Source organism: Janthinobacterium tructae (genome assembly GCF_006517255.1).
In the GTDB taxonomy this organism is placed as follows: domain Bacteria; phylum Pseudomonadota; class Gammaproteobacteria; order Burkholderiales; family Burkholderiaceae_D; genus Janthinobacterium; species Janthinobacterium tructae.
The window spans coordinates 1,072,040-1,098,549 of record NZ_CP041185.1; the positions used below are offsets into that span (position 1 = coordinate 1,072,040).

Genomic DNA, 26,510 nt, shown 5'->3' on the forward strand with positions numbered 1-26,510 from the left:
CTCAGGCGGCCGGGTCTTGCATGAATAGCTCGACCCGGGCGATAAACGCCGCCTTGCTGCGCGTGCGAAATTCGCCCAGGAAGGCGTCGCTGCCCCGGACGATCTTGCCGTGGCGGTCATATTGCACCTTGCCCATCTCCAGCACGAATTCGCCATCGGGATCGTCTTCCGGCTCGAAGTGCGAATTGAAGCAGTAGCCCGTGTCGCGGCAGCTGCCCCACAGTAATAGCGCGCTGCTGAACCATTGCATGGTATCCGGGCCTGGCTCCACCTCGAACAGGGTGTTGACGGTGATGTGCCAGCCGCCAGGCACGCGCAGCGGCTGCAAGGGATAGGGAAAGCGTGGCTGGCTCATGTGGAAGTCGGCATGCGCCGGGTTGCGTAAAAACCGAGGAATTCTGCCGCCGGCAGCGCCTTGGCAAACAGCCAGCCCTGGCCAAATTCGACCTTGCGTTCGCGCAAATAGTCGGCCTGGGCCTGGCTTTCGATGCCTTCGGCCACGATCAGCATGTTCAAGGTGCGGGCCATGTCGATGATGTGCGGCGTGACGCTGCTGGTGGCCGCGTCCGTGCCGATGGTGTCGACGAACGATTTGTCGATTTTCAGGGCGTCGAGCGGCAGGTTTTGCAGGCTCGACAGGCTGGAATAGCCCGTGCCGAAGTCGTCGATGGCCACCGCGTGGCCGCGCGCCCTGGCCTTGTCGATGGTGGCGCGTGCCGCTTCCACGTTGATGAAACCCCGTTCCGTCGCTTCCAGCCAGATCTGCTGCGCCTCGATGCCCGTGCCGTCCAGTGCACGCTCGAGCACGCCGAGCACCCGGCCCGTTTCGATATCGCTGGCGCACAGGTTGATTGCGATGTGCAACTCGCGGTCGGCCAGCAGCGCGGCGCGCATGTCGGCGATGACGCAAGCGATCACCTGGTCGGTGATGGGCAAGATGAGCTCGCTTTCCTCGGCCACGGGGATGAACAGGTCGGGCCGTATCATGCTGCCGTCGGGACGGCGCCAGCGTATCAGCGCCTCGGCGCCCACGCACACGCCCGTGTCGAGCGCGATGATAGGTTGATAATGGACAAAGAATTCGCGCCGCTCGACCGCCGTTTCCAGTTCGCCGCGCAGCGACAGGCGCCGGCGCGACAGCCAGATGACGATGCCGACAATAAAGGCGGCCATCAGCAGGCCCAGCGGCAGGAGCAGCAGCTGTTCGCGCCGCAGCCTGTCGTTCAGCTTGCTGCGCGGCTCGATCATGACGGCCGTCAAGCCATCGCGGTACAGCAACGCATGGATGCTGTCCTCGTGCGCCAGCTTGTCCTCTGCCCCCGTGCCGGCAAGCAAGGCTTGCACCTGCGCGGGGTCGGGATGGTGCAAGGTGTCGAGCACGCCGCGCTTGCCGATGGCGACAGCCATCTGGATTTCACTGTCGACGATGACGTCGGAAAAGCGCACGGGATCGATCAGCACTTTGTACGCGCGGTAAGTCAGCCCTACCATGCGCTTGCCGCCGCTGACGACGGGGCGCAAGTTGAAATCGAGGCCCATGCCATTGGCCAGGGTGAAATCGGCGGGCGTGATGGCGATGCGTGTCTCCTCCATGCCCGTGGACGTGCATTTGAGCAAGCCGTTTTCGATATAGCCGATATCGTCGATGCTGCGCGTAGTCATGGTGATGCGGCGCAGCTGCTGGATATGCGCTTCCGAGCACGGCGCCAGGTCCAGCGCATCGGCGCTGCGCAGGGCCATGCTGGCCGAGGCGATCGAACGGTGGGCGCGCTCGAGCGCGTAGCCGGCCAGCAGGCGCAGGCGTTCCTGCTCGCCCTGCTCTGCGCGCACGGACGACAAGTAGAAGGCCAGACTCAGGGGAGCGGCCACGCCGATGACGGCGACCAGCACGCTCGTAATAATAATTCGTTTTCTGCGCATGTGCGCCTCCCGCACCGTGACCGAGGATTACCTGCGGTAGTTATATGAATGCCATGTATTGCTCGTTGGCATCATATTACAAGCAGAGGCGGCGCACGCGGAACTTGCTGAACAGTTACACTTTTTCCGCTTGTTGCACGGGCCTTGCCAGCACGAACACCAGCGCCGCCACCACGGCCGCCAAGCCGCCAGCCAGGTAGAGCACGCTGGCAAAGCCGTCGATGAAGGCGTGGCGCGCCGCTTCCTGCGCCACGGCCTGCATGGCGGGCGGCAGCTGGCCGAAGGCCTCGGCCGCGTTGCCGGCGACGATGCGCCCTATCATCTCGGGCGAAGCCTTCAAGCCATGCAGCCACGCCAACTTGTCGAACGAGTCCGCCGTGCGCATGGCCAGCGCGGCGCCCAGCGCGCCCACGGCCAGCACGATGCCGACAAAGCGCGTGGTGGTGCTGATGCCGGAGCCCATGCCCGTGCGCTCGCGCGGGATGCAGGCGAGGATGGCTTTTTGCGTGGTGCCGTTCAGCAATCCCGCGCCCGCGCCCGTGACGACCATGCCGGCCGCCACCCAGCCGTATTGCAGGCTGGCGGCGGCAAAAGCCGTGGCCACGTTGCCCACGGCGACGATCAGCAAGCCTGTCACCAAAATGCCGCGGTCGTCCAGAACCCGCATGGCGCGCGGCGCCAGCCGCGACAGCAGCACCATGGCGACGGCAAACGGCAGCATGGCGCAGCCGGCCAGCACGGCGGAAAAGCCGAAGGCGTTCTGCAAATACAGCGGCAAAAACGTCATCATCACCTGGGCAGCGATGGCGTAACCGAACATGCCCAGCACGGCGCCGACAAACACGCGCCGGCCAAAGAGCGACAAATCGACCATCGGCGCGCGCTGGCGCCGTTCCACCAGCACGAACACAAGCAGCAGCGCCGCGCCGGCCGCAAAGCGCAGCATGGTGGCGTGACTGGACCAACCCGCCACGCTGGCGTCGATCAAGCCCCAGATGATGCAGAACAGGCCTGCGGAGAACAGCGCCGCGCCCGCCGGGTCGAAGCTGGCATTGGAGGCATCCTTCGATTCGTCCACGTGCTTGCCCACCAACCACATCAGGATGGCGACGACGGGCAGGTTCAGGTAGAAAATCCAGCGCCAGTTGATGGCGCTCGTGATCAGACCGCCCAACAGCGGTGCCACCGTCATGGCCACGCCCATGGCCGCGCCCCACACGGACCAGGCGCGCGCCCTCTCCTTTTCCGCATGGAACGTGTGGCCGATGACGGCCAGCGCGGAGGTGAGCAGCAGCGCCGCACCGAGGCCCTTGATGGCGCGCGCCACGTTGAGCACGAACGGCGTCCACGCCTGGCCGCACAGCAGGGACGCCAGCGCGAACACGGCCAGGCCATACAGCATGACCCTGCGCCGTCCCAGGCGGTCGGCGATGCTGCCGGCGGGCAAGAGGAACGAGGCGAACGCCAGCATGTAGGCGCTGACCACCCATTCCACGTCGACGAAGCTGGCGTTGAGCGAGCGGGCGATCGAGGGCAGCGAGACGGCCACCACGTTGGTGTCGAGCATGATCAGCGCGCACACGCCCGAGCACGTATATAAAGTCCAGTTGGTATTTTTCATGCCTGTATTTTAAGCAGTCTTGTATTATTTTCTGTTATAAGACAAGCGCCTTATAATTCACCCATGGTGAATACAGACAAAGACATGGAATTGCGGCATTTCCGCTGCGTGCTGGCCGTCGCGCACAGCCTGCATTTTGCGCGGGCCGCTGCGGAACTGGGCATTTCGCCGCCCGCGCTGACCAAGCAGGTGCAGGAAACGGAACAGTTGCTGGGCACGCGCCTGTTCCAGCGCAGCAAGCGCGCCGTGTCCCTGACGGCGGCCGGGGAATTGTTCGTGCTGGAAGCGGCGCGCGCGCTGGACCAGCTGGCGCAGGCGCAGGACGTGGCGCGCCGCGCCGGGCGGGGCGAACTGGGCCGGCTGGAAATCGGTTACGTGGCCTCGGCCGCATACTCAGGCGTGCTGCAGGACCAGTTTTCCCGCTTTCGCGTCAGCCATCCCGGCATTCATATCGGTGCGCGCGAATACGCGATGGATGCCCTGCCCGGCTTGCTGGACCAGGGCCGCGTCGACCTGGCCTTCGTGCGCCCGCCCCTGCACTTGCCGGACGGGCTGGACAGCGTGGTCTTGCTGCGCGACCGCTTCGTGCTGGCCGTGCAGGCGGACAGTCCGCTCGCCCGTCTCGATATGGCGGAACCTGCCGCGCTGGCGCAGCAGGCGTTCATCGTGCCGGAACAGGAATTGGGGACGCTGGAAGTGAGCCGGCGCGGCGGCTTTGCGGCGCAGGTGGTGTCGCGCCCCGGCAGCCTGGTGGCCGTGCTGACGGAAGTGTCGCTGGGCGTGGGCTGCGCCATCGTGCCCCACTCCGTGATGGCCAGTGTGCAATTGCCCGGCATGGTATTCCGCGAACTGGCCACGCCGCAGATCAGCTCGGAAATCGCCGTGGCCTTCCGCCGCCACGAACAGGCGCCGGCCGCGCGCGCCTTCATTGCCCAGCTGCGCGCTGTAGCGCTGTAACGCTGGCGTAGCCTCAGTTCTTCAGCACGGCCACGGCGTAGGTGCAAGCGGTCGCCGTTTCGTTCCTGAACACGCAGTCGGCCGGCGGCCCCAGTTCCAGGCAGTCGCCCTCATCCAGCACGTGGCGCGTATCGCCTTCGATGAACACCAGGCTGCCGCTGAGCGACCATATCAGCTGGCGCCGCGCCACATAGGCGGCCGCCGGCATGGCCACCACGGCGCCGGGCGGCAAGCTGATATGCACGAGGTCGAGCGGCATGTCGGACGCGGGCGACACGTGGCGCCGCACATAGCCGCTCTGCGGGTCGATCCACACGGGCTGCTCAAGTTTGCGCAGCAAGCGCCCTGCGCGCATCTCGGCGCGGGCGATCAGTTCGGACATGCTCAGGCCGAAGGCGCCCGACAGCCGCGCCAGCAAGGTAGCCGTGGGGCTGCAATCACCGCGTTCCACCTTGTGCACCATCGCGCGCGAGACGCCCGAGCGGGCCGCCAGCTGCGTCAGCGACCAGCCCAGGTTTTCCCGCTCAAGGCGCACCCTGGCACCGATGCGCTGGTTCAATTCGTCTGGTTTAGTGGACATATATTAGCTTCCATTCGGATTCTATTGGACAAGGCGTGGGCGGCAATCTATGATTTGTCCATTATAGTAGACGACCAGCAAGGAGAACAACATGCACATACGCGACGCCCATGCGGGCGACATCGAGGCCGTCACGGCCATCTACAACGATGCCGTCAGCAATACCCTGGCCATCTGGAATGAACGGACGGTCGATGCGGCCAACCGCGCGGCCTGGCTGGCCGACCGCCAGCGGGCCGGCTATCCGGTGCTGGTCGCCATCGATGCGCAAGGAACTGTCGCCGGCTACGCCTCGTTCGGCGACTGGCGCCCGTTCGAGGGTTTTCGGCATACGGTCGAGCATTCCGTGTATGTGCGCGCCGATCGCCGCGGCGCCGGCATCGGCAAGGCCTTGATGGGGGAATTGATCGCGCGCGCGCGCGGCCTGGGCAAGCATGTGATGGTGGCGGGCATCGAAGCGGGCAATGCCGGCTCGATCGCCCTGCACAAGCAGCTGGGCTTCGCGGAAGTGGGCTTGATGCGGCAAGTCGGCACCAAGTTCGGCGCCTGGCTGGACCTGGCGTTCCTGCAGCTGCAGCTCGACACGCGCAGCGATCCGGACGGCATTGCGCCGCCCGGCTAAGGCCAGGCAGGCGTCAAGGATCGATCTCCGGCGGCGGGCGGCGCAGCGCCATATGTTCCCACACGGCCACCAGAACCAGCACGCAGCTGGTGATGCAAGCCAGGGTCAAAGGTGAATACAGGCGACCGTAGGCCATCGGGATCAGCGCCAGGATGATCAAGATGCCCAGCAAATGCGACAGCGGCGGCGTGGCGCGGTCATTGCTGACCCATTTAAATAAGGCATTCCCCAGCAGATACAGGATCGGGCCGCCCAGCAAGGCACTGATGCCGGCAAAACTTGCTTCATCCGGATGCACGAGGGCCAGTTCGTCGGCCACGGCGGAAACGATCACGCCGCCCACGATCAGCACGTGGATATACGTGTAAGCCTTGCGGGCGATGCGGCCCGGGTCCTTCGAATGGGCGATGCGATGGTGGCCCGCCTCGGCGCCTGTGTCGAAATAAATCCACCACATGGCGATGCTGCCGACCAGTGCTGACAGGAAACCGAGCCAGTTGCCGGGCGTCCATTCCAGCCCGGCAAACGTGGCGCCCGTCACCAGCAGGGATTCACCGAGGGCGATGATGACGAACAGGCCGCAGCGTTCGGCCATATGACCGCCATCGACATCCCAGTCGGCCGTCGAGGAACGGCCCAGGCCCGGCATGCCGAACTGCATCCATGGACCGGCCAGGTCGATCAGCAGGGCCGCGCCCCACCAGAAGAGGCGCTGCTCGGGCGACGCCACGCCGCCGGCGATCCAGAAGATGCCGGACAGCACTGCCCACAGGGCGATGCGCTGGAAATTGCGGCGGCGCGCGAGTTCTTCATGGCGCACGGCCCACCAGGCGAACAGGGGCCTGCCCACCTGCATGGCGACGTAGGCGAGCGCAAAACCCAGGCCGCGCGTACCGAACGCTTCGGGGATCGAGGCCGACATGATGAGGCCGCCCAGCATCAGCGCAAACAGGCTGATGCGTACGGGAATGCGCTCGGGATCGAGCCAGTTGGTGATCCACGACGTGAAAATCCACACCCACCAGACGGCCATCAGCAGCAAGCCCGTCTGCAGCCAGCCCATGGCGGTCAAATGCGCCAGCAAGCCATGCGACAGTTGCGTGACGGCAAACACAAACACCAGGTCGAAGAACAGCTCGATCATGCCCACCTTGCCGCTGTCTTGCCCGCCGCGCGTGCGCAACAGCGATTTTCTCAATTCCATAGCTACTCTTTCATTCAAGCTTGATTAAAACGTTTAACTGGCGACTTTTATAATGTGATTGGCGTCAACAAGGGCAGGCCGGCGAAGTGCGCCGCCAGGTTATCGACCACCAGTTGCCCCATTGCATGGCGGGTTTCCACGGTCAGGCTGCCCACGTGGGGCGTCAGCACGACGTTCGGCAAGGCGCGCAAGGCGTTTGGCACGCGCGGTTCGTCGGCGAATACATCGAGACCGGCCGCGCCCAGGCGGCCATCCTGCAAAGCGGCGATCAGGGCGTCTTCATCGATCAGGGCGCCACGGGCGATATTGATCAGGGTGCCTTGCGGACCGAGCGCGTCGAGCACGCTGCGGTCGATGCTCTGGCGCGTGGCCGGCGTGCCCGGCGCGCAAACGAAGAGGTAATCGCTTTCCTGCGCCAGGGCCAGCAGGGATGCGGCGCGCGGCACGGACGTGCCCATGATGACGCGCGGCTGGAAGTAGCGGACGTGGACGCCGAAGGCGGCCAGGCGCAGCGCGATGGCTTGCCCGATCTGGCCGAAGCCGAAGATGCCGGCCGTCTTGCCGCGCAGGCTGGAAGCTGGCGCGATCGCTTCACGGCGTTCCCAGCCGCCGTCGCGCACGAAACGGTCGAGCGCCACGATGTGCCGCGCGCTGGCCAGCAGCAAGGCTAGCGCCACGTCGGCCACGTCATCGGTCAGCACGTTCGGCGTAGTGGTGACGGCGATGCCGCGCGCGCGCGCCTGGTCGAGCGCCACGCCGTCGAGGCCCACGCCGTTGACGGCGATGATTTCCAGATGCGGCAGCAAGGCCATGTCGCCGGCATTCAAGCCCAGCGCGCCCGTGGTGACGACAGCGCGGATGGCCGGCGAGCGCTGGGCCAGCCAGGCGTGGCGCCCGTCCGCCGGCACTTGCCAGGCGTGGTGGCAGGTGTATTGCTGCTCCAGCTGCGCGTTGACGGCAGCCGAGGGACTGGGGGCGAGAATGAGGAGTTCGGGTGGCATGGGCGTCCGGGTCGGTGTCGGCAAGATTTGCAGACGCAACTTAGCATATTTGCGACCCTGCGGGGGATGGCATCGCCTGTTACCGCCCCTAAAACCCTGCCCGCCGCGCGGTTTTTGCCTGGCATGGATCACCCTTGCATCATGCGTAGGTCGGCTTAGCCCAACGGCCGTAAGCCGACAAGCACCGCCACAACGATTGTCAGATCGCCTCAACCCGGACAAGGCACGCGTTTTACCTTGCCGCCCGTCTTGAACGGGTCGGCGCCCGCGCCCGGGTTCGCATCCAGGCCATAGCAGGTGGCGCCGACGGCGCTGACGACGCGCGTGGCGGGGCGGCCATCGGCCGTCAGGTATTCCTCCACGCGGATGATCGGGCCGCCGCGCCAGGCGGAGGCGACCAGTTTCTGGAAGCTGCTTTCGCTTTTCAGATCGGCCGCGGCCAGCCAGGGCTTGTCTTGTTTCAGTTCGCCACGCAGGGCCTTGTCGGCGGCGCCTGCCGCCAGCCGGGCGCGCGTGCGCAAGTCTGCGGTGGATGGCGCCGTGGACGGCGCGGCGGGCAATTCTTCGGCCGGCACGGTGATGGTTTCCGCTGCCACCGCAGGCGGTGCGAGGATGGCGGACGGCGTGGCAGGCACCACACTGGCGCGCGCGCGCGGCAAAGGAATCGGCATGGGCAACGGCAAGGCCATCGGCGGCGTCTGCGGCACTGGCCGTGGCGGCAACAGTGTCATGAAAGCCACTTCCGTGTATTGCTTGAGCTGCCGCGCCGGCAGCAAAAGGAAGTACAGGCCCAGCGCGTGCATGGCCAGGATCAGCGCGACGGCCGCGCCTTTCAGGCTCAGGCCGTCCCGTATGCGCACGCGCATGGAGACGGACGGTAGATGGCGGAGCAATGGCATGCGGTTTCCTGTGGGCGCCGGGCGCGATGGCCCATTCTAGCGAAATGGTGCGGCAAGCATTGATAAATCCACAAGGTATCGTCTGGCGCGCCCTTTCCCGCCAGATTCCAGTGCCTGCTCCGGCAGTTGTTGTACGAATGGCGACTTTCTTTTCAACATTCTCACACTTTCCCACGCACCGCGCCGCGCTGGAATATAATGATAATCATTCTCATTAATATCCGGATAACTCCATGCGCACCTTCCGCCTTGCCCCTACCCCGTTCGCCCTGGCCGCCTTCCTGCTGGCCAGCAGCGCCGCCCATGCCCAAACCACGCCGGCCGGCGACGCGCAAACCATGCCGACAGTGGTCGTGAACGCCTCCGCCGATGCCTCGGCGGAAGGTTTGTCGAAGGCGTATGCGGGCGGCCAGGTGGCGCGCGGCGGGCGCATGGGCATACTCGGCGCCGTGGACATGATGGACTCGCCATTCGGCAGCACCAGTTATACGCAGCAATTCATTGCCGATCAGCAAGCGCGCAGCGTGGGCGACTTGCTGCAAAGCGATCCGGCCGTGCGCATGTCGCGCGGCTATGGCAATTTCCAGGAAGTGTATGTGATCCGCGGCTTCGCCCTCGATTCCGATGATGTGGCGTATAACGGCCTGTACGGCGTGCTGCCCCGTCAATATGTATCGCCGGAACTGCTCGAGCGCGTGGAAGTGTTCCGTGGCGCCAGCGCCTTCCTGAACGGCGCCGCGCCGGGCGGCAGCGGCATCGGCGGCGCCATCAACCTGATGCCCAAGCGCGCAGGCAACACGCCGCTGACGGAATTGACGGTGGGCGTGGAATCGGGCGGCCACGCCTATGCGGCCATCGACGTGGCGCGCCGCTTTGGCGAGAACCAGGAGTTTGGCGTGCGCGTGAACGCCGCCAAGCGCCAGGGCGAGACGGGCATCGAGCATGAAGACCACGACGTGGGCATGTTTTCCGTGGGCCTCGATTATCGCGGCCGCGGCTACCGCCTGTCGGCCGATGCCGGCTACCAGAATTTCAACCTGACGGCGCCCCGCCCATCCGTTGGCATTGGCAGCGTGGCCGTGCTGCCTGGCGCGCCCGATGCCTCGAAGAACTTCGCCCAGCCCTGGAGCTATTCGAAGGAACACGATGTGTTCGGCACGGCACGCGCCGAGGTGGACCTTGCCAAGGATGTGGTGGGCTGGGCCGCATTTGGCTCCCGCTCGACCAGGGAAGCCAACAGTCTGGCCGAGCCGTCATTGACCTCGATCAATGGCAATGCCACGGTGTCGCGCTTCGACAATGCGCGCAAGCAGGAAATCCGCACGGGCGAAGTGGGCATTCGCGGCAAGCTCGTCACGGGTGCCGTCAAGCACACGCTGGTGGCCAGCTGGTCCGGGCACTGGAATGAAGCGAAGAATGCGTATGCCATCGGCGACGCGTTTGCCACCAATATTTACGCGCCCGTCAATGTCGCCGCGCCGGCAACCCCCTACACGGGCGGCAACATGAGCGATCCGCGCATCACCCAGAAAACCATCCTCAGCAGCTATGCCCTGGCCGACACCATGGCCTTCCTCGACGACAAGCTGCTGCTGACCGTGGGCCTGCGCCGCCAGCAGATCAAGGATGCCGGTTACGACTACAACACCTCGGTGCTGCAAGGCAAGGCCTATGACGAGAGCGCCACTACGCCCGTCGCCGGCATCGTCTTCAAAACCAGCAAGAACGTGTCGCTGTACGCCAACTACATCGAGGCGCTGGTCAAGGGGCCGGCGGCCACGGGAACGTATGTGGAAAACGGCCAGCGCTTCAATGTCGAGAACATGGGTGAGGTGTTTGCGCCGTACAAATCGAAGCAAAAGGAAATCGGCTTCAAGTATGACGGTGGCAAGCTGGGCATGAGCGCCGCCCTGTTCACCACGGCCAAGCCCTTGCTGGCCGTGGTCGGCAAGCGCGCCGAACTGGCTGGCGAGCAGCGCAACCGAGGCCTGGAATTGTCGATTTTCGGCACGCCGACGCAGGGCGTGCGCCTGCTGGGCGGCTTGACGTGGCTTGAGGCGCAGCAAAGCAAGACCGACGTGGCCGCCAACAATGGCAAGCGCCCCATCGGCGCACCGGAAACACAGGTGAGCGTGGGCGGCGAATGGGACGTGCCCGGCGCGCCAGGCTTGAGTCTGAACGCCCGCAGCATCTACACCTCGACGCAATATGCGGACCTGGCCAACAGCAAGCAACTGCCATCGTGGACGCGCCTCGACATCGGCGCGCGCTACCTGACGCAATTGGCGGGCCATGACGTGACCTTGCGCGCCCGCGTGGACAACGTGACGGACCGCAACTACTGGTCGTCGGCCGTGTCGTCTTTCAACATCGGCTCCCTGGTGCTGGCTGCGCCGCGCACCGTGGTCGTCTCGGCCTCGGTCAACTTCTAAACGGCAATTCCATGCCCGGCAGGGGCGCCGCGCCGCGTGCGCCCCTGTGCAATCGTTTGTGCTTCGGCGACAATGCGCGCATGACACTGCGCCCCGCCCTCCTCTCCCTGTTGCTCTTCGCCACCGCCAGCGCCGCCCTTGCCCAAAAGCAAGCCGCCTGCCCCTACGCCGCCTGGAAGAGCGGTTTCAAGGGCGATGCGCGGGCGCAAGCCACGTGTTTGCTGCGCCCGGTGAAACTGTATGCGCGCCTGGGCGACAGTGGGCCGCTGCCGGATTTCCTTGCCAGTCACGTCGGTCAGCGCACGGGCATTGCCCCGGCCCGCCTGCGCGCCTGGCTGGCCGCGCAATCGATCAGCGAAGCGGACGTGGGCGGCGCCGTCGATGCGCCATTGTCGCGCGCCGTGGGCCGGCTGGCCGCGCCCATGGCCCGCTTTTTCGTCATCCACGACACCAGCTACCCGAATTTCTTGTTAGAAACGATTCCAGGCCACATCAACGACGCCAGCTGGGACTTCAACGATTTTACCGTGCGCAATCCGGCGCCGGGCGGCGGGCCGAAAGGCCATGTCTACGTGAACCGCCTCGGCAATTCCCTGGCAGTGCGCAACTTTGGCACGCCCGGCTATGCCAGCAAGCTGGAAAAGGACAAGCCGTCGCTGACGGGCCTGTTCCTGCACGTGGAGCTGGTGCAGCCGCGCCGCTCCGTGCCCGGTGGCGGCAGGGGCAACGACGGCCTGGCGCCCGATCCGGGCTTTACGCCCGCGCAATACGACCGGCTGGCCCTGCTGTACTTCGCCGCCAGCGTGCGCAAGGGCACGTGGCTGATCCCTGCCTTCCACGCCGTGCTCGATACGGGCTTTGCGAACGGTCATGATGACCCCCAGAACTTTTCGCTGGCCGACTGGTCAGCCTCGCTTTCCCGCCTGCAGGCGGCCCTGCAGCAGGCAGATACTGGTCAATAAGGCATTTTCCTGACGGCGGATTAGGTGCATACTATGATGAGCATAGTCATTCCTGTCAGGGAGTTCAGGTGAGTATTGCCACGGATCATCAGGCGGATCGCCAGGCCAGCGCGCGTCAGCCACTGCAGCGCGCGCAGCGCCTCTGCGCCATGCGCGACGCCGTCCTCAGCGCCTGGGAACAGCGCGTGCGCGCCAGCGTGCGCGGCGCCGACCAGCTGCTCACGCCCATACTCATCAATACTCTGCCCGCCTTTTTCGATAACCTGGCCGAAGCGCTGACGCCGGGCCATCCGCGCGAAAACGCCGCCAGCAACAGCAACGTGCCCGCCGTGCATGGCAATGAACGGGCGCGCATGACCAATTACGGGCCGGAACAGGTGATCCAGGAATACCAGATCTTCCGCGACTGCTTCGCCGCCGTTGCGCATGCGTCCGGCATCACCCTGCGCCGCAAGGATTGGCAGGTGATCAACGCCTCGATCGACGTGGGCATCCGCGAATCGATACGCGAATTTACCAGCATGCACGAAGGCTTCCGGCGCCGCATCGCGGCCGGCCTGTCGCACGACATGCGCAATCCCCTGGCCGTGATCAGCACCAGCGCCCAGTTGCTGCTGCGGCCAGCCGACCCGGAACGGGTGGTCTTGCTGGCGCACAAGATTGCCGAGCACAGCAAACGGCTCGACAGCATGATCGAGGAATTGCTCGATAGCCTCAGCTACCACCGGGGCCAGCAGCTGCCGCTGGCGCTGAGCCAGTTCGACGTGCTGCCGCTGGTACACGCCGTGGCCGGCCAGGTCAACCTGCAGCGGCCCGGCAAATGCCAGGTCAGCGGGCAAGCCGTCACCGGCTGGTGGTGCGAGAACTCGTTGCGGCGCGCGCTGGAAAACCTGCTGAGCAATGCCATCAAGTACGGTGACGACGCGCCCGTCAAGGTGCACGTGGAAGCCGTGCACGAACGCCTGATCCTCACCGTCCACAATGGCGGCCACGCCATCGCGCCGGAACAGGCCGAGCGCATCTTCGACTACCTGCGCCGCGAGAACGACAGCCCCGCGCCCGGCTGGGGCATCGGCCTGCCCTTCGTGCAGAACGTGGCCGAAAGCCACGGCGGCAGCATCGCCGTCGACAGCGCACCCGAAACGGGCACCAGCTTCATCTTCGACGTCCCCGTCGATTGCCGTCCGTTCGTCCCGCCCGCCGGCGCTCCCAAGAGTGACAGCTAGCGCACCGAATTGGTGCGAACGGCGGCGTGACGCCACAAAAGTGCTCATGTTTCCACCTTCCTGCAGCCGCGCTGTTGGCACGCTTCCTGCTGAGCTATACATAGACACGGCTCAAGGGAAATCACAACATGGCAAATTTTTTCAATGAAATGACTGCGGATGAGGTGGGTACGGACAGCAAGGTACGTGAACACTATCGTGAATTTGACAACTGGCTGGCGCAGCAATCGCCCGAGACCATCGCCCGCAAGCGGGCCGAAGCCGACCTGACGTTCCGCCGCGTCGGCATCACCTTCGCCGTGTATGGCGACGATGCCGGCACGGAACGCCTGATTCCGTTCGACACCATCCCGCGCATCATTCCCGCCGCCGAATGGGCGCAGATGCAGACGGGCCTGGTGCAGCGCGTACAAGCCTTGAACATGTTCATCCATGATATTTATCATGAGCAAAACATCATCAAGGCGGGCATCATTCCCGCCGAGCAAATCTACAAGAATGCCCAGTACCGCCCGGAAATGCAGGGCATTTCCGTCGCTTCCGACATTTACGCCCACATCGCGGGCGTCGATATCGTGCGCGCAGGCCAGGGCGAATTCTATGTACTGGAAGACAATTTACGGGTGCCGTCGGGCGTGTCTTACATGCTGGAAGACCGCAAGATGATGATGCGGCTGTTCCCGGAACTGTTCGCCCGCAACCGCATCGCCCCCGTCGACCATTACCCGGACATGCTGCTCGACAACCTGCGCTCCGTCGCGCCCATGGGGGTGGACGACCCGACGGTGGTCGTCATGACGCCCGGCATGTATAACTCGGCCTACTTCGAGCATGCGTTTCTGGCTCAGCAAATGGGCGTGGAACTGGTCGAAGGCAAGGATCTGTTTGTCAACGACAATTCCGTGTATATGCGCACCACGCGCGGCCCCAAGCGCGTCGACGTCATTTATCGCCGCATCGACGACGATTTCCTCGACCCGCTGGCATTCCGCTCGGACTCCTCGCTGGGCGTGCCGGGCCTGCTGTCCGTGTATCGCGCGGGAAGAGTGACGTTGGCGAACGCCATCGGCACGGGCGTGGCCGACGACAAGTCGATCTACCCGTTCGTGCCCGACATGATCAAATTCTACCTGTCGCAGGAACCGATCCTCAACAACGTGCCCACCTACCAGTGCCGCAAGAGCGCCGACCTGTCGTACGTGCTGGCCAATTTATCGAAACTGGTGGTCAAGGAAGTGCATGGCGCGGGCGGCTACGGCATGCTGGTGGGGCCGGCGTCCAGCCTGGCGCAGATCGAGGACTTCCGCCAGCGCCTGCTGGCCAATCCGGGCGGCTACATCGCCCAGCCGACACTCGCCCTGTCCGCCTGCCCCACGTATGTGGACGCCGGCATCGCGCCGCGCCACATCGATTTGCGCCCGTTCGTGCTGTCCGGCAAGACCATTTCCATGGTGCCAGGTGGCCTGACCCGCGTGGCGCTCGGGGAAGGCTCGCTGGTGGTCAATTCCTCGCAAGGGGGCGGCACCAAGGATACCTGGGTACTGGAAGATACATCCGCTTTTGCAGGAGAGAAAACATGCTGAGCCGCACCGCCGATCATTTGTTCTGGATGGCCCGCTACACGGAGCGGGCGGAAAACACGGCGCGCATGCTCGACGTCAACATGCAAACGTCCATGCTGCCGCAGTCCGAGCAGGACGCGGAACAGGGCTGGCGCGCCACCCTGGGCATTTCCGAGCTGCAAAGCGCCTACGACCATAAGTATGGCCGCTTCCACACGCGCGACGTGCTCGACTTCATGGTGCGCGACCCGAACAATCCGTCGTCCATCCTCGCCTGCCTGACGGGCGCGCGCGAAAACGCCCGCGCCGTGCGGGGGACGTTGACGACGGAAGTGTGGGAAATCCAGAACGCCACCTGGCTCGACATGCAGAAGCGATTAAACAGCAATCTGCTGGAAACGGACCCCAGCGCCTTCTTCGAATGGGTCAAGTACCGCTCGCATTTGTCGCGCGGCGTCACATTGGGCACCATGCTCAAGGACGAGGCGATCCACTTCATTCGTCTCGGCACCTTCCTGGAGCGGGCCGACAACACGGCGCGCATCCTCGACGTGAAGTTCCACGGCGCGCGCGACACCTCGAAAGACATCACCCAGCGCGACTTTTACTACTGGGCGGCCCTGCTGCGCTCCGTTTCCGGCTTCGAAATCTACCGCAAGGTCTACCGCGACGTCATCACGCCAGCACGCGTGGCGGAACTGCTGATGCTGCGCGGCGACATGCCCAGGTCTTTACTTGCCTGCATGGATGACGTGGTGGAAAACCTGAAACATATTCGTAACGATGTGTCGGCCGATACAGAAAGGTTTGCGGGCAAACTGCATGCGGAGCTGAAATTCGGCCATATCGACGACATCATGAAGGCCGGTTTGCACCTGACCTTGACGGAGTTTCTGGAAAACATCTACGACCTGGGCAACCGCGTCAGCCGCGACTTCCTCGTTCCCCTGGCGGCCTGATGCAGCTCACTATCCGCCACGAAACCCATTACGCCTACAGTGCGCCGCTGGCCTACACCATCCAGCAGCTGCACCTGACGCCGCGTATCGAGCCGCAGCAGCGGGCCCTCTCCTGGCAAATCAGCACGCCGGGCCGGTGCCATGCCTATACGGATGCCTACGGCAATTTGTCGCACATGCTGACGATCAACGGCAGCCACCAGTCGCTGAGCCTGGTGGCGCACGGCGTGGTGGAAACCATCTACCCTCACAAGGGACGCCTGAATCTGATCGATACCTTGTCGCCGCTGCTGTTTACCATGCCGACGGCCCTGACACAGGCCAACCCCGCTATTCTGGAACTGGCGGCCGCCAGCCTGCCCGACCAGCGCGTCACGGCAGGCACGGGGCATCTGCTGCGCCTGGCCGAGCACATCGTCGGCAAGGTGGCGTATGAAAGCGGCGCCACGATGGTCACCACCACGGCTGGCGACGCGCTGGCGCTGGGGCGCGGCGTGTGCCAGGATCACGCGCACCTGTTTTTGGCCTGCTGCCACGCCTGGGGCATCCCGGCGCGCTATGTCTCCGGCTATATCGATCCGGGCACGACGGGCCATGCGGCCAGCCATGCCTGGGTCGATGCCTGGACGGAAGACCCGGATTTCGCGGGTTGGGTCAGCATCGACGTGACCCACGCGCGGCTGATGACGGACGCGTATTGCCGCCTGGCCATCGGGCGCGACTACGATTCGGCGGCGCCCGTGCGCGGCGTGCGCCAGGGTGGCGGCACGGAAACCTTACGAGTCGATGTGCAGATCGTGCCCGTGTAGTGGCAAGAATGAGGCTGGCCGGGCCTTGCCAGCAGGTGGTACGGCCCGGCTGGTGTAGAATGCTACCCCTTTTGACTTGATTTACGACGATGACTTATTGCATAGGCATGCGCCTCAACGAAGGCCTGGTCTTCCTGTCCGACTCCCGCACCAACGCCGGCGTGGACCAGGTGGGCACCTTCCGCAAGATGAGCGTGTTCGAAAACCCGGGCGACCGCATGCTGGTGCTGATGACGGCTGGCAACCTGTCGATCTCGCAAGCGATCCGCCAGATCGTCTCCGAACATGTGGATGCGGATGGACGCAGCATCTGGAACGTGGCCAGCATGTACGATGCGGCGCGCATCGTGGGCGACGCCGTGCGCACCGTGCACCAGCGCGAAGCGAAGGCCCTGGCCGAGTGCGGCATCGATTTCAATGTCAGCTTCATTTTAGGCGGCCAGATAGGCGCCGAGCGCTGCCGATTGTTCCAGGTGTATTCGGCCGGCAATTTCATCGAATCGCACGATGAAAACACGTATTTCCAGATCGGCGAAGCGAAATATGGCAAGCCCATCATCGACCGGGTCATCAACCCGGCCACGCGCCTGGACGAGGCGGCCAAGTGCGCGCTCATTTCCATGGATTCGACTCTGCGCTCGAACATTTCCGTCGGCTTGCCGCTCGACTTGCTCGTCTACGAGACGGGCAGCCTGGCCGTCACGCGCTTCGTCACCATCGATGAAAAGAACCAGTATTTCCGCATGATCCGCGATACCTGGGGCGAACAATTGAAACATGTGTTCGAAGGCATCGTCGATCCCGTGTGGAACGCGGCGCCCGAAACGACGAGCAACGTGCTGTCGACCGCCAACATGCACAGCAAGCCCGTGCGCGTGGCCATCCCCGAGCACGTGAGCCGCGGCGGCCTGACCGTGGCGCCCCTGCAATCGCTGGCGCAGCAGTTCAGCGACGACAAGCAGCATTGACCGGTGACGCTACCGCTGCGCAAGGCGCTGGACAAATCGCTTTGCGCGTGCTTTTATGGCGATGGGTTGACATTCAATCCAGATTAACCTGAAAGGCAGGTGGCGCATGGACTTGATCACTTCCGCTGTCGTGGCAGCCATCGGGCGTGGCGCACCCGGCCACGCGCCCGAGGCCGTCGCCAGCCACTATCAACGCCTCAAGCTGGCCATCGCCAGGTTCGACAGCGCCGCCGCCATCCTGGCCGCCATCGCCGCGCTGGAAGCCGATCCTGCCAATATCCGCCTGCAACTGGCCCTGTCGGCCGCCCTGGCCTCGGCGAACGCGCCGGACGACATGGCAACCCTGTTTGGCGCGCAAGGCTTGCTCGATGCGCTGCAGCGGCCTTTTCTCCAGGCGCCCGAGGTGGAAGCCGTACCCGCGCCAGCCGATAAAAGCGCCGTCGTGTCCAATTATGCGGTCGTCAAAGTGTATTTCGCCACGGACCGCCAGCGCGACGTGGGCAAGCCGCCGACGCAGCGCTTCAGCGGCGAACGCAGTATGACAGGCGGCAATGGCGGCGGCGCTGGTCCGCTCAGCTATGGCAGCTGCGACATCAGCATCCCGCGCGACCACCGCATGGGCCAGCTGGAATCGCCGTCGCTGTGGCGCCTGGAATTTCGCGACGACCCGGCCAAGCACGTGGTGCTGCTTTCGGCCGAGGTGCAGGACCGCGACAACTTCTTTGCAGCGCTCAAAACGCAGATCCGCGCCTCGGCCGGCAAGAGCGCCTTTGTCTTCGTGCACGGCTACAACGTGAGTTTCGAGGATGCGGCGCGGCGCACGGGGCAGATGGCTTACGACCTGGGTTTCGACGGCGCGCCCGTGTTCTACAGCTGGCCGTCGCGCGGCGACCTGGCCGGCTATACGATCGATGAAAACAATATCGAATGGAGCACGCCCCACATCAGCGGCTTTCTGGCCGACTTTCTCGCCAACACGCAGGCGGCGCAAGTGTATCTGGTGGGCCACAGCATGGGCAGCCGCGGCCTGGCGCGGGCCGTGGCCGACTTGCTGGCCACGCAGCCGCAGCTGGCGCAAAAAATCACGGAACTCATCCTGTCCGCACCCGACATCGACGCTGCCGTCTTCAAGCACGATATCGCGCCCAAACTGGCCGGTGCGCGCAACCCCGTCACCCTGTATGCCTCGTCGCAAGACCTGGCCCTGGCCGCCTCGAAAGCCGTGCACGGCTACCCGCGCGCGGGCGACAGCGGCGCCGGCATGCTGATCGTGGCGGGCGTGGAAACCATCGACGCCACCGGGGTCGACACCAGCTTCATGAAGCACGCCTACTTTGCGGAAAAGCGCTCCGCCCTGTCCGACATGTTTTATCTGATACGCGACCAGGCGCGCGCCGACCAGCGCTTTCTCGACCCCGTCGATACGCTCGCCGGCCGCTATTGGACGTTCAAAGCATGACACCGTTTCATCCGGTGCGGCACGCATGCTAAGATACGGCCCATAGGGTGGCAACGGGCACGGCGATGACGCCGCCAGCCGGTCCCCCGCAAGCAGGCCTATCATGTTGACATCATCTTCTACACCGCACGCCGAATCGCTGATCCGTAACACCAACGCCCGCGTCACCAAGACGCGCGTGAAGGTGCTCGACTTTTTAATGGCGCAAAGCCGTTCGCTGACCCACCATGAAATCCAGCAGGCGCTGTCGCAGGACAGCGATATCGATTCCGTCACCCTGTACCGGGTACTGGAATGGCTGACGGAAAATGAACTCGTGCACCGCATCGCGGGCGCCGACCAGGTGTGGCGCTTCAGCGCGGGCGCCGGCCACCAGGCGCACGAACACGCGCACTTCCAGTGCACCAAGTGCGCCAACGTCACCTGCTTCAATGAAGTCAAGCTGCCGCCGCCCGTGCTCTTGCCGGAAGGTTTCAGCGGCGGCGAGGTCGATTACCTGATCAAAGGCCTGTGCCCGCGCTGTAAATAATTCCCCCGAAACATCACTTGAGCAGCAAGGCCAAGTGGTGTTCGTCATAAAACAAGTCGCCCACGCGCATCGAACGCGGTTCCGTGCCATACGCGATAAATCCCAGCGATTCATACAGTTGCCTTGCAGCATTATTTTCCGCATTCACGCTCAAATGCACTTGCATGATGGCAGGGTCCGTCTCGGCCTGTTCGATGCAGGCGTTGACGAGACGCCGCGCCACGCCTTTCCCGCGGTGCGGCGCATCGACGAAGACGCCCCACAGCAAGGCCTTGTGCCATAGCTGGCGCAGCGGTTCGCGCCGCAAGCCGGCAAAGCCGACCAGGCGTGCGCCATCGAAGGCGCCAAAGCCGCGCTGCATGGGGCCGGCGATGCGCTGAACGTGTTCTTCCGGTGTGCGCGCCAGTTCATCCTCGCGCGACGAGGAAAACGCGCTGGGCGAGTCAAGGATGGCGCGCAGGCGCAGCGCGCAAAAGGCGGCGGTGTCGGCTGGTGTCAGCAGGCGGATGACGATATCGGGTGCGTGCATGGGAAGACTCGGGAGTTTTTTTCCATTATACCCACGCCCCGTCTCAGGCACGCACGCGCCGCAAGCCATGCAACGTCCAGCCGTACAGGGCCGCCATCAGCAATACCATGGCCCCGCCCAGTGCCGCCATCCAGCTTTCGGGCAGCGACCAGGTTGCCGGTGCGCATGACTTTCGCCGTGACCCAGCCATCGAAGGTATCCGTCACGCCCATGCCCACGGCAAACACCGTACCCGTGAGCAAGGCCGGCCCTAGGCCGCCCAGGGCCACGGCCGCATAGCCCCAGGCCGCCGCCTGCAGGGCCGTGTCGAACACCAGCGCGAACAGCATGCCGACAAGGATGGCGCCCAGCGGCCCGGAAGCGCCCCGCAGCCAACTAGGCAGAAGCCGGCCGCGCACCTCGGCCAGTTGCGCACCGGCCAGCAAGCTGCGCGCATTCATGGCGGCTATCATCAACAGCAAGGCGATGGGCAGCCACTCCAGCCAGGCGAACAAGTTCGGCGACGGCGTAAATTGCCGCGATGCCAGGGCGGCAACGGCCACGATGGCCAGCACGCAGACGCCATGCCCCAGTGCAAACAGCGCGCCCATCCAAGGTGTCCAGCGCGCATGGGTGGCCTGGCTGCGCAAAGTGAGACCGTCGACGGCGGCCAGGTGGTCCGGTTCCAGCCCATGCCGCATGCCGAGCAGGAAAATCAGCGCCAGCGCGGGCATGCCCGCTTCCATGCTCATGCGGCCGCCTTGGCCACGCAGCGGTCCAGGCCACGGATCAGCATGTCCTGCGGCAAGTCGCGGCCGATGAAGATGATCTTGCTGGCGCGCGTTTCATCATCACGCCACGGCGCGCCAAGTTCCGAGCCCATCAGCATGTGCACGCCCTGAAAGACGGCGCGGCATGGCAAGTCGGCAACGTACAAAATGCCCTTGTAGCGCATCAACTGGTTGCCAAACAGCTGCACCACGGCATCGAGAAAGTTCTCCACCTGCAGCATATCGAGGGCTTGGGCCTGGTGATACACGAACGATTGCACGCCGTCGCCATGGCGGTGGCCCAGTTCCCCGAGGAAATCCGGCTCCAGTTCGACGATGGCGTTCAAATTGAAACCGCGTATGTTCAGGATGTCGCGCAGCGGCACATTGCCGAAGCGCACTTTCTGGATGCCGGCGCGGCCATTGATGGCGACCAGGCGCTGGCGCAGCGCGGCCAGCGCGTCCTTGCCGACCAGGTCCGTCTTCGACAGCAGGATGCGGTCGGCAAAGCCCACCTGCTCCTGCGCTTCCCTGTGCGCCGTCAATTGCTGCTGCGCATGGCGCGCATCGACCACCGTCAAAATCGCGTCGAGCAGGTAGCACTCGCTGATTGACGGCTCCGCAAAAAAGGTTTGCGCCACGGGTCCCGGTGCGGCCAGGCCCGTCGTTTCGATGATCACGTGGTCGAAGGCGATCGTCCCGGCTGCGCGTTTCGCGTGCAGCTCGCCCAGGATGCGGATCAGGTCGCCGCGCACGCTGCAGCAGATGCAGCCATTGTTCATTTCCACGATCTGCTCGTCGCTGTCCTGCACCAGCAAACCATGGTCGATGCTTTCGGCGGCGAATTCATTTTCGATCACGGCGATGCGCACGCCGTGATCGCCCTGCAATATGCGCTTGAGCAAGGTGGTTTTCCCGCTGCCGAGAAAACCCGTGATGATGGTGACGGGGATCAGTTCTGTCATGGTGTGTTCCTGTTCAGGGTTAGTCTTCCAGTTCTTCCATGCGCTGCCATAGTGGAAACGGATCGGGCAGCTGGCGCCAGGCAGCCATGCCCTGGAGCGTTTCCGTGTAGTTCAATTGACATTTTTTCAAGTCCGACTCAATGGCGGCCTGGTCCATGTCCTGGCCGATGAAGACGAGTTCCTGGTAGCGGTCGCCGTATGGCTCGCTCCAGCCCGCCTTGACTTCCGCCAGAGAGGCGGCATCCGTGGGCCAGCGCTGCTTCGGCACGGACGCCCACCACAGGCCCACGGGTTCGATATTCATCAGCTTGCCCGCACCGGACAGGCTGGCCACCCATTCGGGACGGCTGGCCAGCCAAAAGTAGCCCTTGCTGCGCACCACGCCTGGAATCGGCTGCGAAATATACTCATGCAGGCGCTGCGCGTGGAACGGTTCCCTGGCCCGGTAGACGAAGCTGCTGATGCCATACGTTTCCGTCTCCGGCGTGTGCTCGCCAGCCAGTTCCTGGGCCCAGCCCGGCATGGCGGCCGCCTGCTCCAGATCGAACAAGTTTGTGCCGAGGATGGCATCGAGCGGCACGACGGACTGGTTGGTTTCGATGATGCGCGCGCCGGGATTCAACGCTTTTAAAATGGCCAGCACGCGCAGGCGCTCGGCCGCCGCCACCATGTCGACCTTGTTGAGGACGATGACATTGGCAAATTCGATCTGTTCCGTGAGCAAGTTGGCCAGCTGCCGGTCGTCACCCTCGCCCGCCGTTTCTCCGCGTTGCTCCAGGCTGTCTTCGCTATGAAAGTCCATCAGCAGGTTGGCGCAGTCGACGACGGTGACCATGCAGTCGATGCGCGCCACGTCGTTCAGGCTGTCGCCGTGCTCGTCCTCGAAGTCGAAGGTGGCGGCCACGGGCATCGGCTCGCCCACGCCCGTCGATTCGATCAGCAGATAGTCGAAGCGGTCTTCGGCTGCCAGGCGCCGCACTTCCAGCAATAAATCGTCGCGCAAGGTGCAGCAGATGCAGCCGTTCGACATTTCCACGAGTCTTTCTTCCGTCCGCGACAGGGCCGCGCCAGCCGCCGCGGCGCTGTCTTTCACCAGCGAAGCATCGATATTGACTTCGCTCATGTCGTTGACGATGACGGCCACGCGCTTGCCTTCGCGGTTGCGCAGTATGTGGTTGAGCAAGGTGGTCTTGCCGGCGCCGAGAAAGCCGGACAGGACGGTGACGGGGAGATTGCGCTGGAGTTGCGACATGGGATTCCTTCGGAGTGGAGTCAGGTATGGGAGGCAATGGCACTCGGACCATCAAATGCAAGTTGATTGCGTTTGCAATTATAATGCAACTAATTTGCATTTGTGCGGCAATCGTTGACGGCTGCCCCGGCCTCCGGGCTGCTGCTCACGATCATGGGGTACTCCGTGGAAGGCAGACTGTCGTCGTCATGGCCATCGACGTCAATCAGAATGGCAGACCGATAGCGCGGTATTTTTTTAATAATGGCTGAGGTACAATCCCGGCGTAAAAGAATCCTGCAAGCCTTTGGCTTTTGTATGCAAGCGGTTTCCTGGCCCTGCCAAAACGATGACAACATGAGAAACAAGATGAAATTAAATCTGATTGCGATGGCCCTGGTCTGTGGTGGATTATCAGCGTGTGGCGGCGGTGACAATGTCAGCGCGAACGATGGCGATGTCATTGCCAATATCAAGTCCAGTAATATTGAATTTTCAAGCGCGAATCGCCCTGCCGGCACCTGGCGCTGGCCTGGGACGCCGCAACAGCACGTTAGCGTGTATGTCACGCCGCCGGCGGCTGGCAATGCCACCGAGCTCGATTACTCCAGCAAGACGCAAAACGCGATCGCGCAGATTAATACGAAGTTGCGGGGGCTTTTGGTGCTCGATGCGGTCAATTCCATCCCTGCCAGCGGCAATTACATTCACGTCAGTTATGGCACGTCATATGTTCCACCGAATTCCACGGATTACGCCAGTTACTGTGCCAATGTGGCGACAGGAAAAAATATGGGCAACCCGATTCAACCAAGCAGCCAGAATGGCATCGCCTCGAATCCCGTGTATCTGAATCTGGGGAATGGACATTGCAATGTCACCCAGGATATCGTGACACATGAATTTGGCCATGCGCTTGGGCTGGCCAACCATTTCAATGGATTTGGCAATGGTCCCGCGATTTCCGCAGCCTATTGGGATGTGCTGGCGACGCTATACGCGAATCCGCAATCGACTACTGCGCCAAATCTGTCAGTTCGCCGGGTAACGGATTAATAGCCGGGTCTGCCGCCCAGCTGGCGGCAGACAAGCTGGATCCATGCGCCCTGCACGTCTGTCATCGCCGCGTCATATGGCGGCGTTACAGTCGCGTCCTTTGAATCTTTCCGAGGGCGGTAATGAAAACAAATTGGATCATGCTGGCGGCGCTGGCAAGTGCGGGTCTCGTCGGTTGCAACGGCAGTTCAAACACGGCGCAAGTCATTCCCGAGGGCACGACGGTCAGCGTGGCATTGCTGGAAACCACGGATATCCACTCGAACGTCCTGAGTTACAACTATTACGCGCTGGCCGAAGACACCAGCCTGGGCCTGGAGCGCACCTCCACACTGATCCAGGCGGCGCGCGCGGAAAACCCGAACAACGTCTTGCTCGACGATGGCGACGTCATCCAGGGCACCCTGCTCGCCGATTTACAAGCCGTAGCCGCGCCCGTGCCCTGCTCCGGCACGCTGGCCGTGCACAAGGCGATGAACGCGCTGAAATACGATGCGGGCGGCATGGGCAACCACGAATTCAACTATGGCTTGCCTTACCTGAGCCAGATCACCAACACGGATTTCGGCATACCCGGCGTGGCCAAGCCGACGGGTACCTGCGGCGCGCCCGCCTTCCCTTCCGTGCTGAGCAATGTCGTCGGCGTGTCCAGCGGCAAGCCCATCTTCCAGCCGTATACGCTGCTGCCCCGCGATTTCACCGCCACGGCGCCCGATGGCAGCAAGCTGAGCGTGAAGATCAATGTGGGCGTGCTGAGCTTTGTGCCGCCGCAAATCCTCGAATGGGATCAGAAAGTGCTCGCTGGCAAGGTCAGCGTGACGGGCGTGCAGGAGGCGGCGAAACAGTATGTGCCGGAATTGCGCAACAAGGGCGCCGACCTCGTCGTGGCCCTGTCGCATGGCGGCCTGGACACCAGCACCTACAGCCCGAAAATGGAAAACGGCAGCTATCACTTGACCAGCACGGGCATCGACGCGCTGATGATCGGCCACTCGCACTTGATCTTCCCGAAAGGCAAAGAAGAAGGCGCGGCCGCGCTGGACGCCTCGTTTGCCGCCTTCCCGGCCAGCGCGAAGATCGACGCCGTCAACGGCTTCGTGAACGGCGTGCCGACCGTCATGGCGCAAAGCTGGGGCCGACGCCTGGGTATCATCAAGCTGACGATGGTGTATCAGGCCGGAAAGTGGGTAGTGCAGCCGGCCAAGACCACGGTGGAATCGCGCGGCTTCAAGTACACGGACGGCAAGACCCTGGTGAAAGCCGACCCGGCCATCGCACCGCTGGTGGCCACCGAGCACGCAGCCACCATCGCCTACGCCAAACAGCCGCTGGGCATCAGCACGGATTTCGAAATGTCCGCCTATTTTGCGCTGGTGGGCGACGTGAGCGCCATCCAGCTGGTGAACCAGGCGCAGCTCGACTACGTGAAGAACTTCATCGCCACCAGCACGGATGCCACCTTGTCCGGCTACAAGAACATCCCCGTCATCTCGTGCAGCGCGCCATTCAAGGCAGGGCGCAACGGGCCATCGGACTTCACGGACGTGGCCGCAGGTGCGACGCCCGCCGCGCCAATTGGCTTGCAAGTGCGCAATCCGGGCGACCTGTATTTATATAGCAACAACAACCTGCAAGCCGTGAAAATCAAGGGATCGGACTTGAAGGCCTGGCTGGAAACGTCGGCCAAGCAATTTGGCCAGATCGACCCGGCCAGTACTGCCGAGCAGGACCTGGTGCCGTCGTATGGCACGATTTATAACTACGACGTGTTCTATGCGGAAAACAATGCGCTCACGTACCAGATCGACGTGACGAAAAAGCCGGGCAGCCGCATCGTCAACCTCACGTACAAGGGCGCAGCCGTCGCCGATGGCGATGACTTCATCGTTGCCACCAACGACTACCGCGCCGGTGGCGGCGGCGCCGTGCCTGGCATCGATGGCAGCAAGACCATCATCAAGTCGCCCGATGCGAACCAGGCCGTGGTCAGCAATTACCTGGCGTCGCTCAGTACCAAGGCCGGCAAGGTGACCCTGGCGGCGAATGGCAGCGCGCGCAGCTGGAGCTTCGTCAAGACGGCCACGGCCGGTCCCGTGATCCTGCGTTCGGCACCCGGTCACCTGGCGCTGGCGCAAGGCAGCGGCATCGCCAACGTGGCGGCTGAAGGCGGCCTCGACGCCAGCGGTTTCGCCAAGTACCGCATTGACCTGAGCAAATAAGGTCCATGGGCCGGAACTGCCGCAATTCCGGCCCCTCATTCTGCAAGGTGA

Annotated in this window: 24 protein-coding genes; 13 read left to right on the plus strand and 11 right to left on the minus strand. The window is 63.8% G+C overall.

What is annotated here, in order from left to right; all coding sequences use genetic code 11:
* Position 1: 1 nt before the first annotated feature.
* From FJQ89_RS04725 to FJQ89_RS04735, 3 genes are all read right to left on the minus strand, one after another.
* Positions 2-355: a hypothetical protein gene (locus FJQ89_RS04725; protein ID WP_141169259.1), complete on the minus strand. Its 354-nt coding sequence runs from the start codon at positions 353-355 to the stop codon at positions 2-4.
* A complete protein-coding gene (locus FJQ89_RS04730; RefSeq protein WP_141169260.1) occupies positions 352-1,920 on the minus strand; it encodes an EAL domain-containing protein in 1,569 nt (522 codons plus the stop codon). Before FJQ89_RS04730 ends, FJQ89_RS04725 begins: the two co-directional genes overlap by 4 nt.
* Before the next feature lie 115 nt (positions 1,921-2,035).
* Positions 2,036-3,541 carry an MFS transporter gene (locus tag FJQ89_RS04735; protein ID WP_141169261.1) on the minus strand — a complete coding sequence of 502 codons (1,506 nt, stop codon included), beginning with the start codon at positions 3,539-3,541 and terminating at the stop codon, positions 2,036-2,038.
* Between the two features lie 63 nt (positions 3,542-3,604).
* Between FJQ89_RS04735 and FJQ89_RS04740 the strand changes: the two genes are divergently transcribed.
* Positions 3,605-4,498: a LysR family transcriptional regulator gene (locus FJQ89_RS04740; protein ID WP_243136422.1), complete on the plus strand. Its 894-nt coding sequence runs from the start codon at positions 3,605-3,607 to the stop codon at positions 4,496-4,498.
* Positions 4,499-4,511: 13 nt separating this feature from the next.
* Here the strand turns inward: FJQ89_RS04740 and FJQ89_RS04745 are convergent, their stop codons facing one another.
* Positions 4,512-5,078 carry a helix-turn-helix domain-containing protein gene (locus FJQ89_RS04745; protein WP_141169262.1) on the minus strand — a complete coding sequence of 189 codons (567 nt, stop codon included), beginning with the start codon at positions 5,076-5,078 and terminating at the stop codon, positions 4,512-4,514.
* A 91-nt stretch (positions 5,079-5,169) separates the two neighbouring features.
* Between FJQ89_RS04745 and FJQ89_RS04750 the strand changes: the two genes are divergently transcribed.
* Positions 5,170-5,700, plus strand: a complete 531-nt coding sequence (locus FJQ89_RS04750; RefSeq protein WP_141169263.1) for a GNAT family N-acetyltransferase — start codon at positions 5,170-5,172, stop codon at positions 5,698-5,700.
* Positions 5,701-5,713: 13 nt separating this feature from the next.
* On the opposite strand, the gene FJQ89_RS04755 is transcribed toward FJQ89_RS04750, so the two are convergent.
* The 3 genes from FJQ89_RS04755 to FJQ89_RS04765 all read right to left on the minus strand — a co-directional run bounded on the left by FJQ89_RS04755 (position 5,714) and on the right by FJQ89_RS04765 (position 8,804).
* Positions 5,714-6,898 carry a low temperature requirement protein A gene (locus FJQ89_RS04755; protein WP_423245209.1) on the minus strand — a complete coding sequence of 395 codons (1,185 nt, stop codon included), beginning with the start codon at positions 6,896-6,898 and terminating at the stop codon, positions 5,714-5,716.
* A 53-nt stretch (positions 6,899-6,951) separates the two neighbouring features.
* Positions 6,952-7,905: a 2-hydroxyacid dehydrogenase gene (locus FJQ89_RS04760; RefSeq protein WP_141169265.1), complete on the minus strand. Its 954-nt coding sequence runs from the start codon at positions 7,903-7,905 to the stop codon at positions 6,952-6,954.
* Between the two features lie 209 nt (positions 7,906-8,114).
* A complete protein-coding gene (locus tag FJQ89_RS04765) occupies positions 8,115-8,804 on the minus strand; it encodes a hypothetical protein (RefSeq protein ID WP_141169266.1) in 690 nt (229 codons plus the stop codon).
* Positions 8,805-9,037: 233 nt separating this feature from the next.
* Here FJQ89_RS04765 and FJQ89_RS04770 point away from each other — a divergent pair, with 233 nt between their 5' ends.
* From FJQ89_RS04770 to FJQ89_RS04810, 9 genes are all read left to right on the plus strand, one after another.
* Positions 9,038-11,236 carry a TonB-dependent receptor gene (locus FJQ89_RS04770; protein WP_141169267.1) on the plus strand — a complete coding sequence of 733 codons (2,199 nt, stop codon included), beginning with the start codon at positions 9,038-9,040 and terminating at the stop codon, positions 11,234-11,236.
* Positions 11,237-11,247: 11 nt separating this feature from the next.
* Positions 11,248-12,198: a hypothetical protein gene (locus tag FJQ89_RS04775; protein WP_141169268.1), complete on the plus strand. Its 951-nt coding sequence runs from the start codon at positions 11,248-11,250 to the stop codon at positions 12,196-12,198.
* A 68-nt stretch (positions 12,199-12,266) separates the two neighbouring features.
* The gene (locus FJQ89_RS04780; RefSeq protein WP_141169269.1) at positions 12,267-13,424 is read left to right on the plus strand and encodes a sensor histidine kinase; all 1,158 of its coding nucleotides are present in this window, start codon (positions 12,267-12,269) and stop codon (positions 13,422-13,424) included.
* Between the two features lie 128 nt (positions 13,425-13,552).
* Positions 13,553-15,007 (plus strand): circularly permuted type 2 ATP-grasp protein, encoded by a 1,455-nt coding sequence (locus FJQ89_RS04785; protein ID WP_141169270.1) that lies wholly within the window; start codon positions 13,553-13,555, stop codon positions 15,005-15,007.
* The gene (locus FJQ89_RS04790) at positions 15,001-15,945 is read left to right on the plus strand and encodes an alpha-E domain-containing protein (RefSeq protein WP_141169271.1); all 945 of its coding nucleotides are present in this window, start codon (positions 15,001-15,003) and stop codon (positions 15,943-15,945) included. Before FJQ89_RS04785 ends, FJQ89_RS04790 begins: the two co-directional genes overlap by 7 nt.
* Positions 15,945-16,754 carry a transglutaminase family protein gene (locus FJQ89_RS04795; protein WP_141169272.1) on the plus strand — a complete coding sequence of 270 codons (810 nt, stop codon included), beginning with the start codon at positions 15,945-15,947 and terminating at the stop codon, positions 16,752-16,754. The genes FJQ89_RS04790 and FJQ89_RS04795 overlap by 1 nt, the downstream gene beginning before the upstream one ends.
* Before the next feature lie 89 nt (positions 16,755-16,843).
* Positions 16,844-17,722, plus strand: coding sequence for a proteasome-type protease (locus FJQ89_RS04800; protein ID WP_141169273.1), 879 nt, complete (start codon positions 16,844-16,846; stop codon positions 17,720-17,722).
* A gap of 106 nt (positions 17,723-17,828) precedes the next feature.
* A complete protein-coding gene (locus tag FJQ89_RS04805) occupies positions 17,829-19,181 on the plus strand; it encodes an alpha/beta hydrolase (protein ID WP_141169274.1) in 1,353 nt (450 codons plus the stop codon).
* 103 nt (positions 19,182-19,284) lie between these two features.
* Positions 19,285-19,710, plus strand: coding sequence for a Fur family transcriptional regulator (locus FJQ89_RS04810; RefSeq protein ID WP_070218730.1), 426 nt, complete (start codon positions 19,285-19,287; stop codon positions 19,708-19,710).
* A 13-nt stretch (positions 19,711-19,723) separates the two neighbouring features.
* Here the strand turns inward: FJQ89_RS04810 and FJQ89_RS04815 are convergent, their stop codons facing one another.
* From FJQ89_RS04815 to zigA, 4 genes are read right to left on the minus strand one after another with little or no spacing between them, the layout of a single operon-like run.
* Positions 19,724-20,239: a GNAT family N-acetyltransferase gene (locus FJQ89_RS04815; protein ID WP_141169275.1), complete on the minus strand. Its 516-nt coding sequence runs from the start codon at positions 20,237-20,239 to the stop codon at positions 19,724-19,726.
* On the minus strand, positions 20,206-20,970 hold the full coding sequence (locus FJQ89_RS04820) for a HoxN/HupN/NixA family nickel/cobalt transporter (RefSeq protein ID WP_141169276.1): 765 nt from the start codon (positions 20,968-20,970) through the stop codon (positions 20,206-20,208). The genes FJQ89_RS04815 and FJQ89_RS04820 overlap by 34 nt, the downstream gene beginning before the upstream one ends.
* Complete coding sequence (locus FJQ89_RS04825; protein WP_141169277.1) at positions 20,967-21,953, minus strand: CobW family GTP-binding protein; 987 nt, start codon at positions 21,951-21,953, stop codon at positions 20,967-20,969. The genes FJQ89_RS04820 and FJQ89_RS04825 overlap by 4 nt, the downstream gene beginning before the upstream one ends.
* Positions 21,954-21,972: 19 nt before the next feature.
* The gene (gene zigA, locus FJQ89_RS04830) at positions 21,973-23,205 is read right to left on the minus strand and encodes a zinc metallochaperone GTPase ZigA (protein WP_141169278.1); all 1,233 of its coding nucleotides are present in this window, start codon (positions 23,203-23,205) and stop codon (positions 21,973-21,975) included.
* Between the two features lie 348 nt (positions 23,206-23,553).
* Here zigA and FJQ89_RS04835 point away from each other — a divergent pair, with 348 nt between their 5' ends.
* The gene (locus FJQ89_RS04835; RefSeq protein ID WP_141169279.1) at positions 23,554-24,240 is read left to right on the plus strand and encodes a zinc metalloprotease; all 687 of its coding nucleotides are present in this window, start codon (positions 23,554-23,556) and stop codon (positions 24,238-24,240) included.
* Between the two features lie 122 nt (positions 24,241-24,362).
* On the plus strand, positions 24,363-26,459 hold the full coding sequence (locus FJQ89_RS04840; RefSeq protein ID WP_141169280.1) for a bifunctional 2',3'-cyclic-nucleotide 2'-phosphodiesterase/3'-nucleotidase: 2,097 nt from the start codon (positions 24,363-24,365) through the stop codon (positions 26,457-26,459).
* Positions 26,460-26,510: the final 51 nt, after the last annotated feature.

Coding starts and splice junctions, on each gene's coding strand:
- FJQ89_RS04725 (WP_141169259.1), bottom strand. CDS start 355: ATGAGCCAGCCACGCTTTCCCTATCCCTTGCAGCCGCTGCGCGTGCCT.
- FJQ89_RS04730 (WP_141169260.1), bottom strand. CDS start 1,920: ATGCGCAGAAAACGAATTATTATTACGAGCGTGCTGGTCGCCGTCATC.
- FJQ89_RS04735 (WP_141169261.1), bottom strand. CDS start 3,541: ATGAAAAATACCAACTGGACTTTATATACGTGCTCGGGCGTGTGCGCG.
- FJQ89_RS04740 (WP_243136422.1), top strand. CDS start 3,605: ATGGTGAATACAGACAAAGACATGGAATTGCGGCATTTCCGCTGCGTG.
- FJQ89_RS04745 (WP_141169262.1), bottom strand. CDS start 5,078: ATGTCCACTAAACCAGACGAATTGAACCAGCGCATCGGTGCCAGGGTG.
- FJQ89_RS04750 (WP_141169263.1), top strand. CDS start 5,170: ATGCACATACGCGACGCCCATGCGGGCGACATCGAGGCCGTCACGGCC.
- FJQ89_RS04760 (WP_141169265.1), bottom strand. CDS start 7,905: ATGCCACCCGAACTCCTCATTCTCGCCCCCAGTCCCTCGGCTGCCGTC.
- FJQ89_RS04765 (WP_141169266.1), bottom strand. CDS start 8,804: ATGCCATTGCTCCGCCATCTACCGTCCGTCTCCATGCGCGTGCGCATA.
- FJQ89_RS04770 (WP_141169267.1), top strand. CDS start 9,038: ATGCGCACCTTCCGCCTTGCCCCTACCCCGTTCGCCCTGGCCGCCTTC.
- FJQ89_RS04775 (WP_141169268.1), top strand. CDS start 11,248: ATGCCCGGCAGGGGCGCCGCGCCGCGTGCGCCCCTGTGCAATCGTTTG.
- FJQ89_RS04785 (WP_141169270.1), top strand. CDS start 13,553: ATGGCAAATTTTTTCAATGAAATGACTGCGGATGAGGTGGGTACGGAC.
- FJQ89_RS04790 (WP_141169271.1), top strand. CDS start 15,001: ATGCTGAGCCGCACCGCCGATCATTTGTTCTGGATGGCCCGCTACACG.
- FJQ89_RS04795 (WP_141169272.1), top strand. CDS start 15,945: ATGCAGCTCACTATCCGCCACGAAACCCATTACGCCTACAGTGCGCCG.
- FJQ89_RS04800 (WP_141169273.1), top strand. CDS start 16,844: ATGACTTATTGCATAGGCATGCGCCTCAACGAAGGCCTGGTCTTCCTG.
- FJQ89_RS04805 (WP_141169274.1), top strand. CDS start 17,829: ATGGACTTGATCACTTCCGCTGTCGTGGCAGCCATCGGGCGTGGCGCA.
- FJQ89_RS04810 (WP_070218730.1), top strand. CDS start 19,285: ATGTTGACATCATCTTCTACACCGCACGCCGAATCGCTGATCCGTAAC.
- FJQ89_RS04815 (WP_141169275.1), bottom strand. CDS start 20,239: ATGCACGCACCCGATATCGTCATCCGCCTGCTGACACCAGCCGACACC.
- FJQ89_RS04820 (WP_141169276.1), bottom strand. CDS start 20,970: ATGAGCATGGAAGCGGGCATGCCCGCGCTGGCGCTGATTTTCCTGCTC.
- FJQ89_RS04825 (WP_141169277.1), bottom strand. CDS start 21,953: ATGACAGAACTGATCCCCGTCACCATCATCACGGGTTTTCTCGGCAGC.
- zigA (WP_141169278.1), bottom strand. CDS start 23,205: ATGTCGCAACTCCAGCGCAATCTCCCCGTCACCGTCCTGTCCGGCTTT.
- FJQ89_RS04835 (WP_141169279.1), top strand. CDS start 23,554: ATGAAATTAAATCTGATTGCGATGGCCCTGGTCTGTGGTGGATTATCA.
- FJQ89_RS04840 (WP_141169280.1), top strand. CDS start 24,363: ATGAAAACAAATTGGATCATGCTGGCGGCGCTGGCAAGTGCGGGTCTC.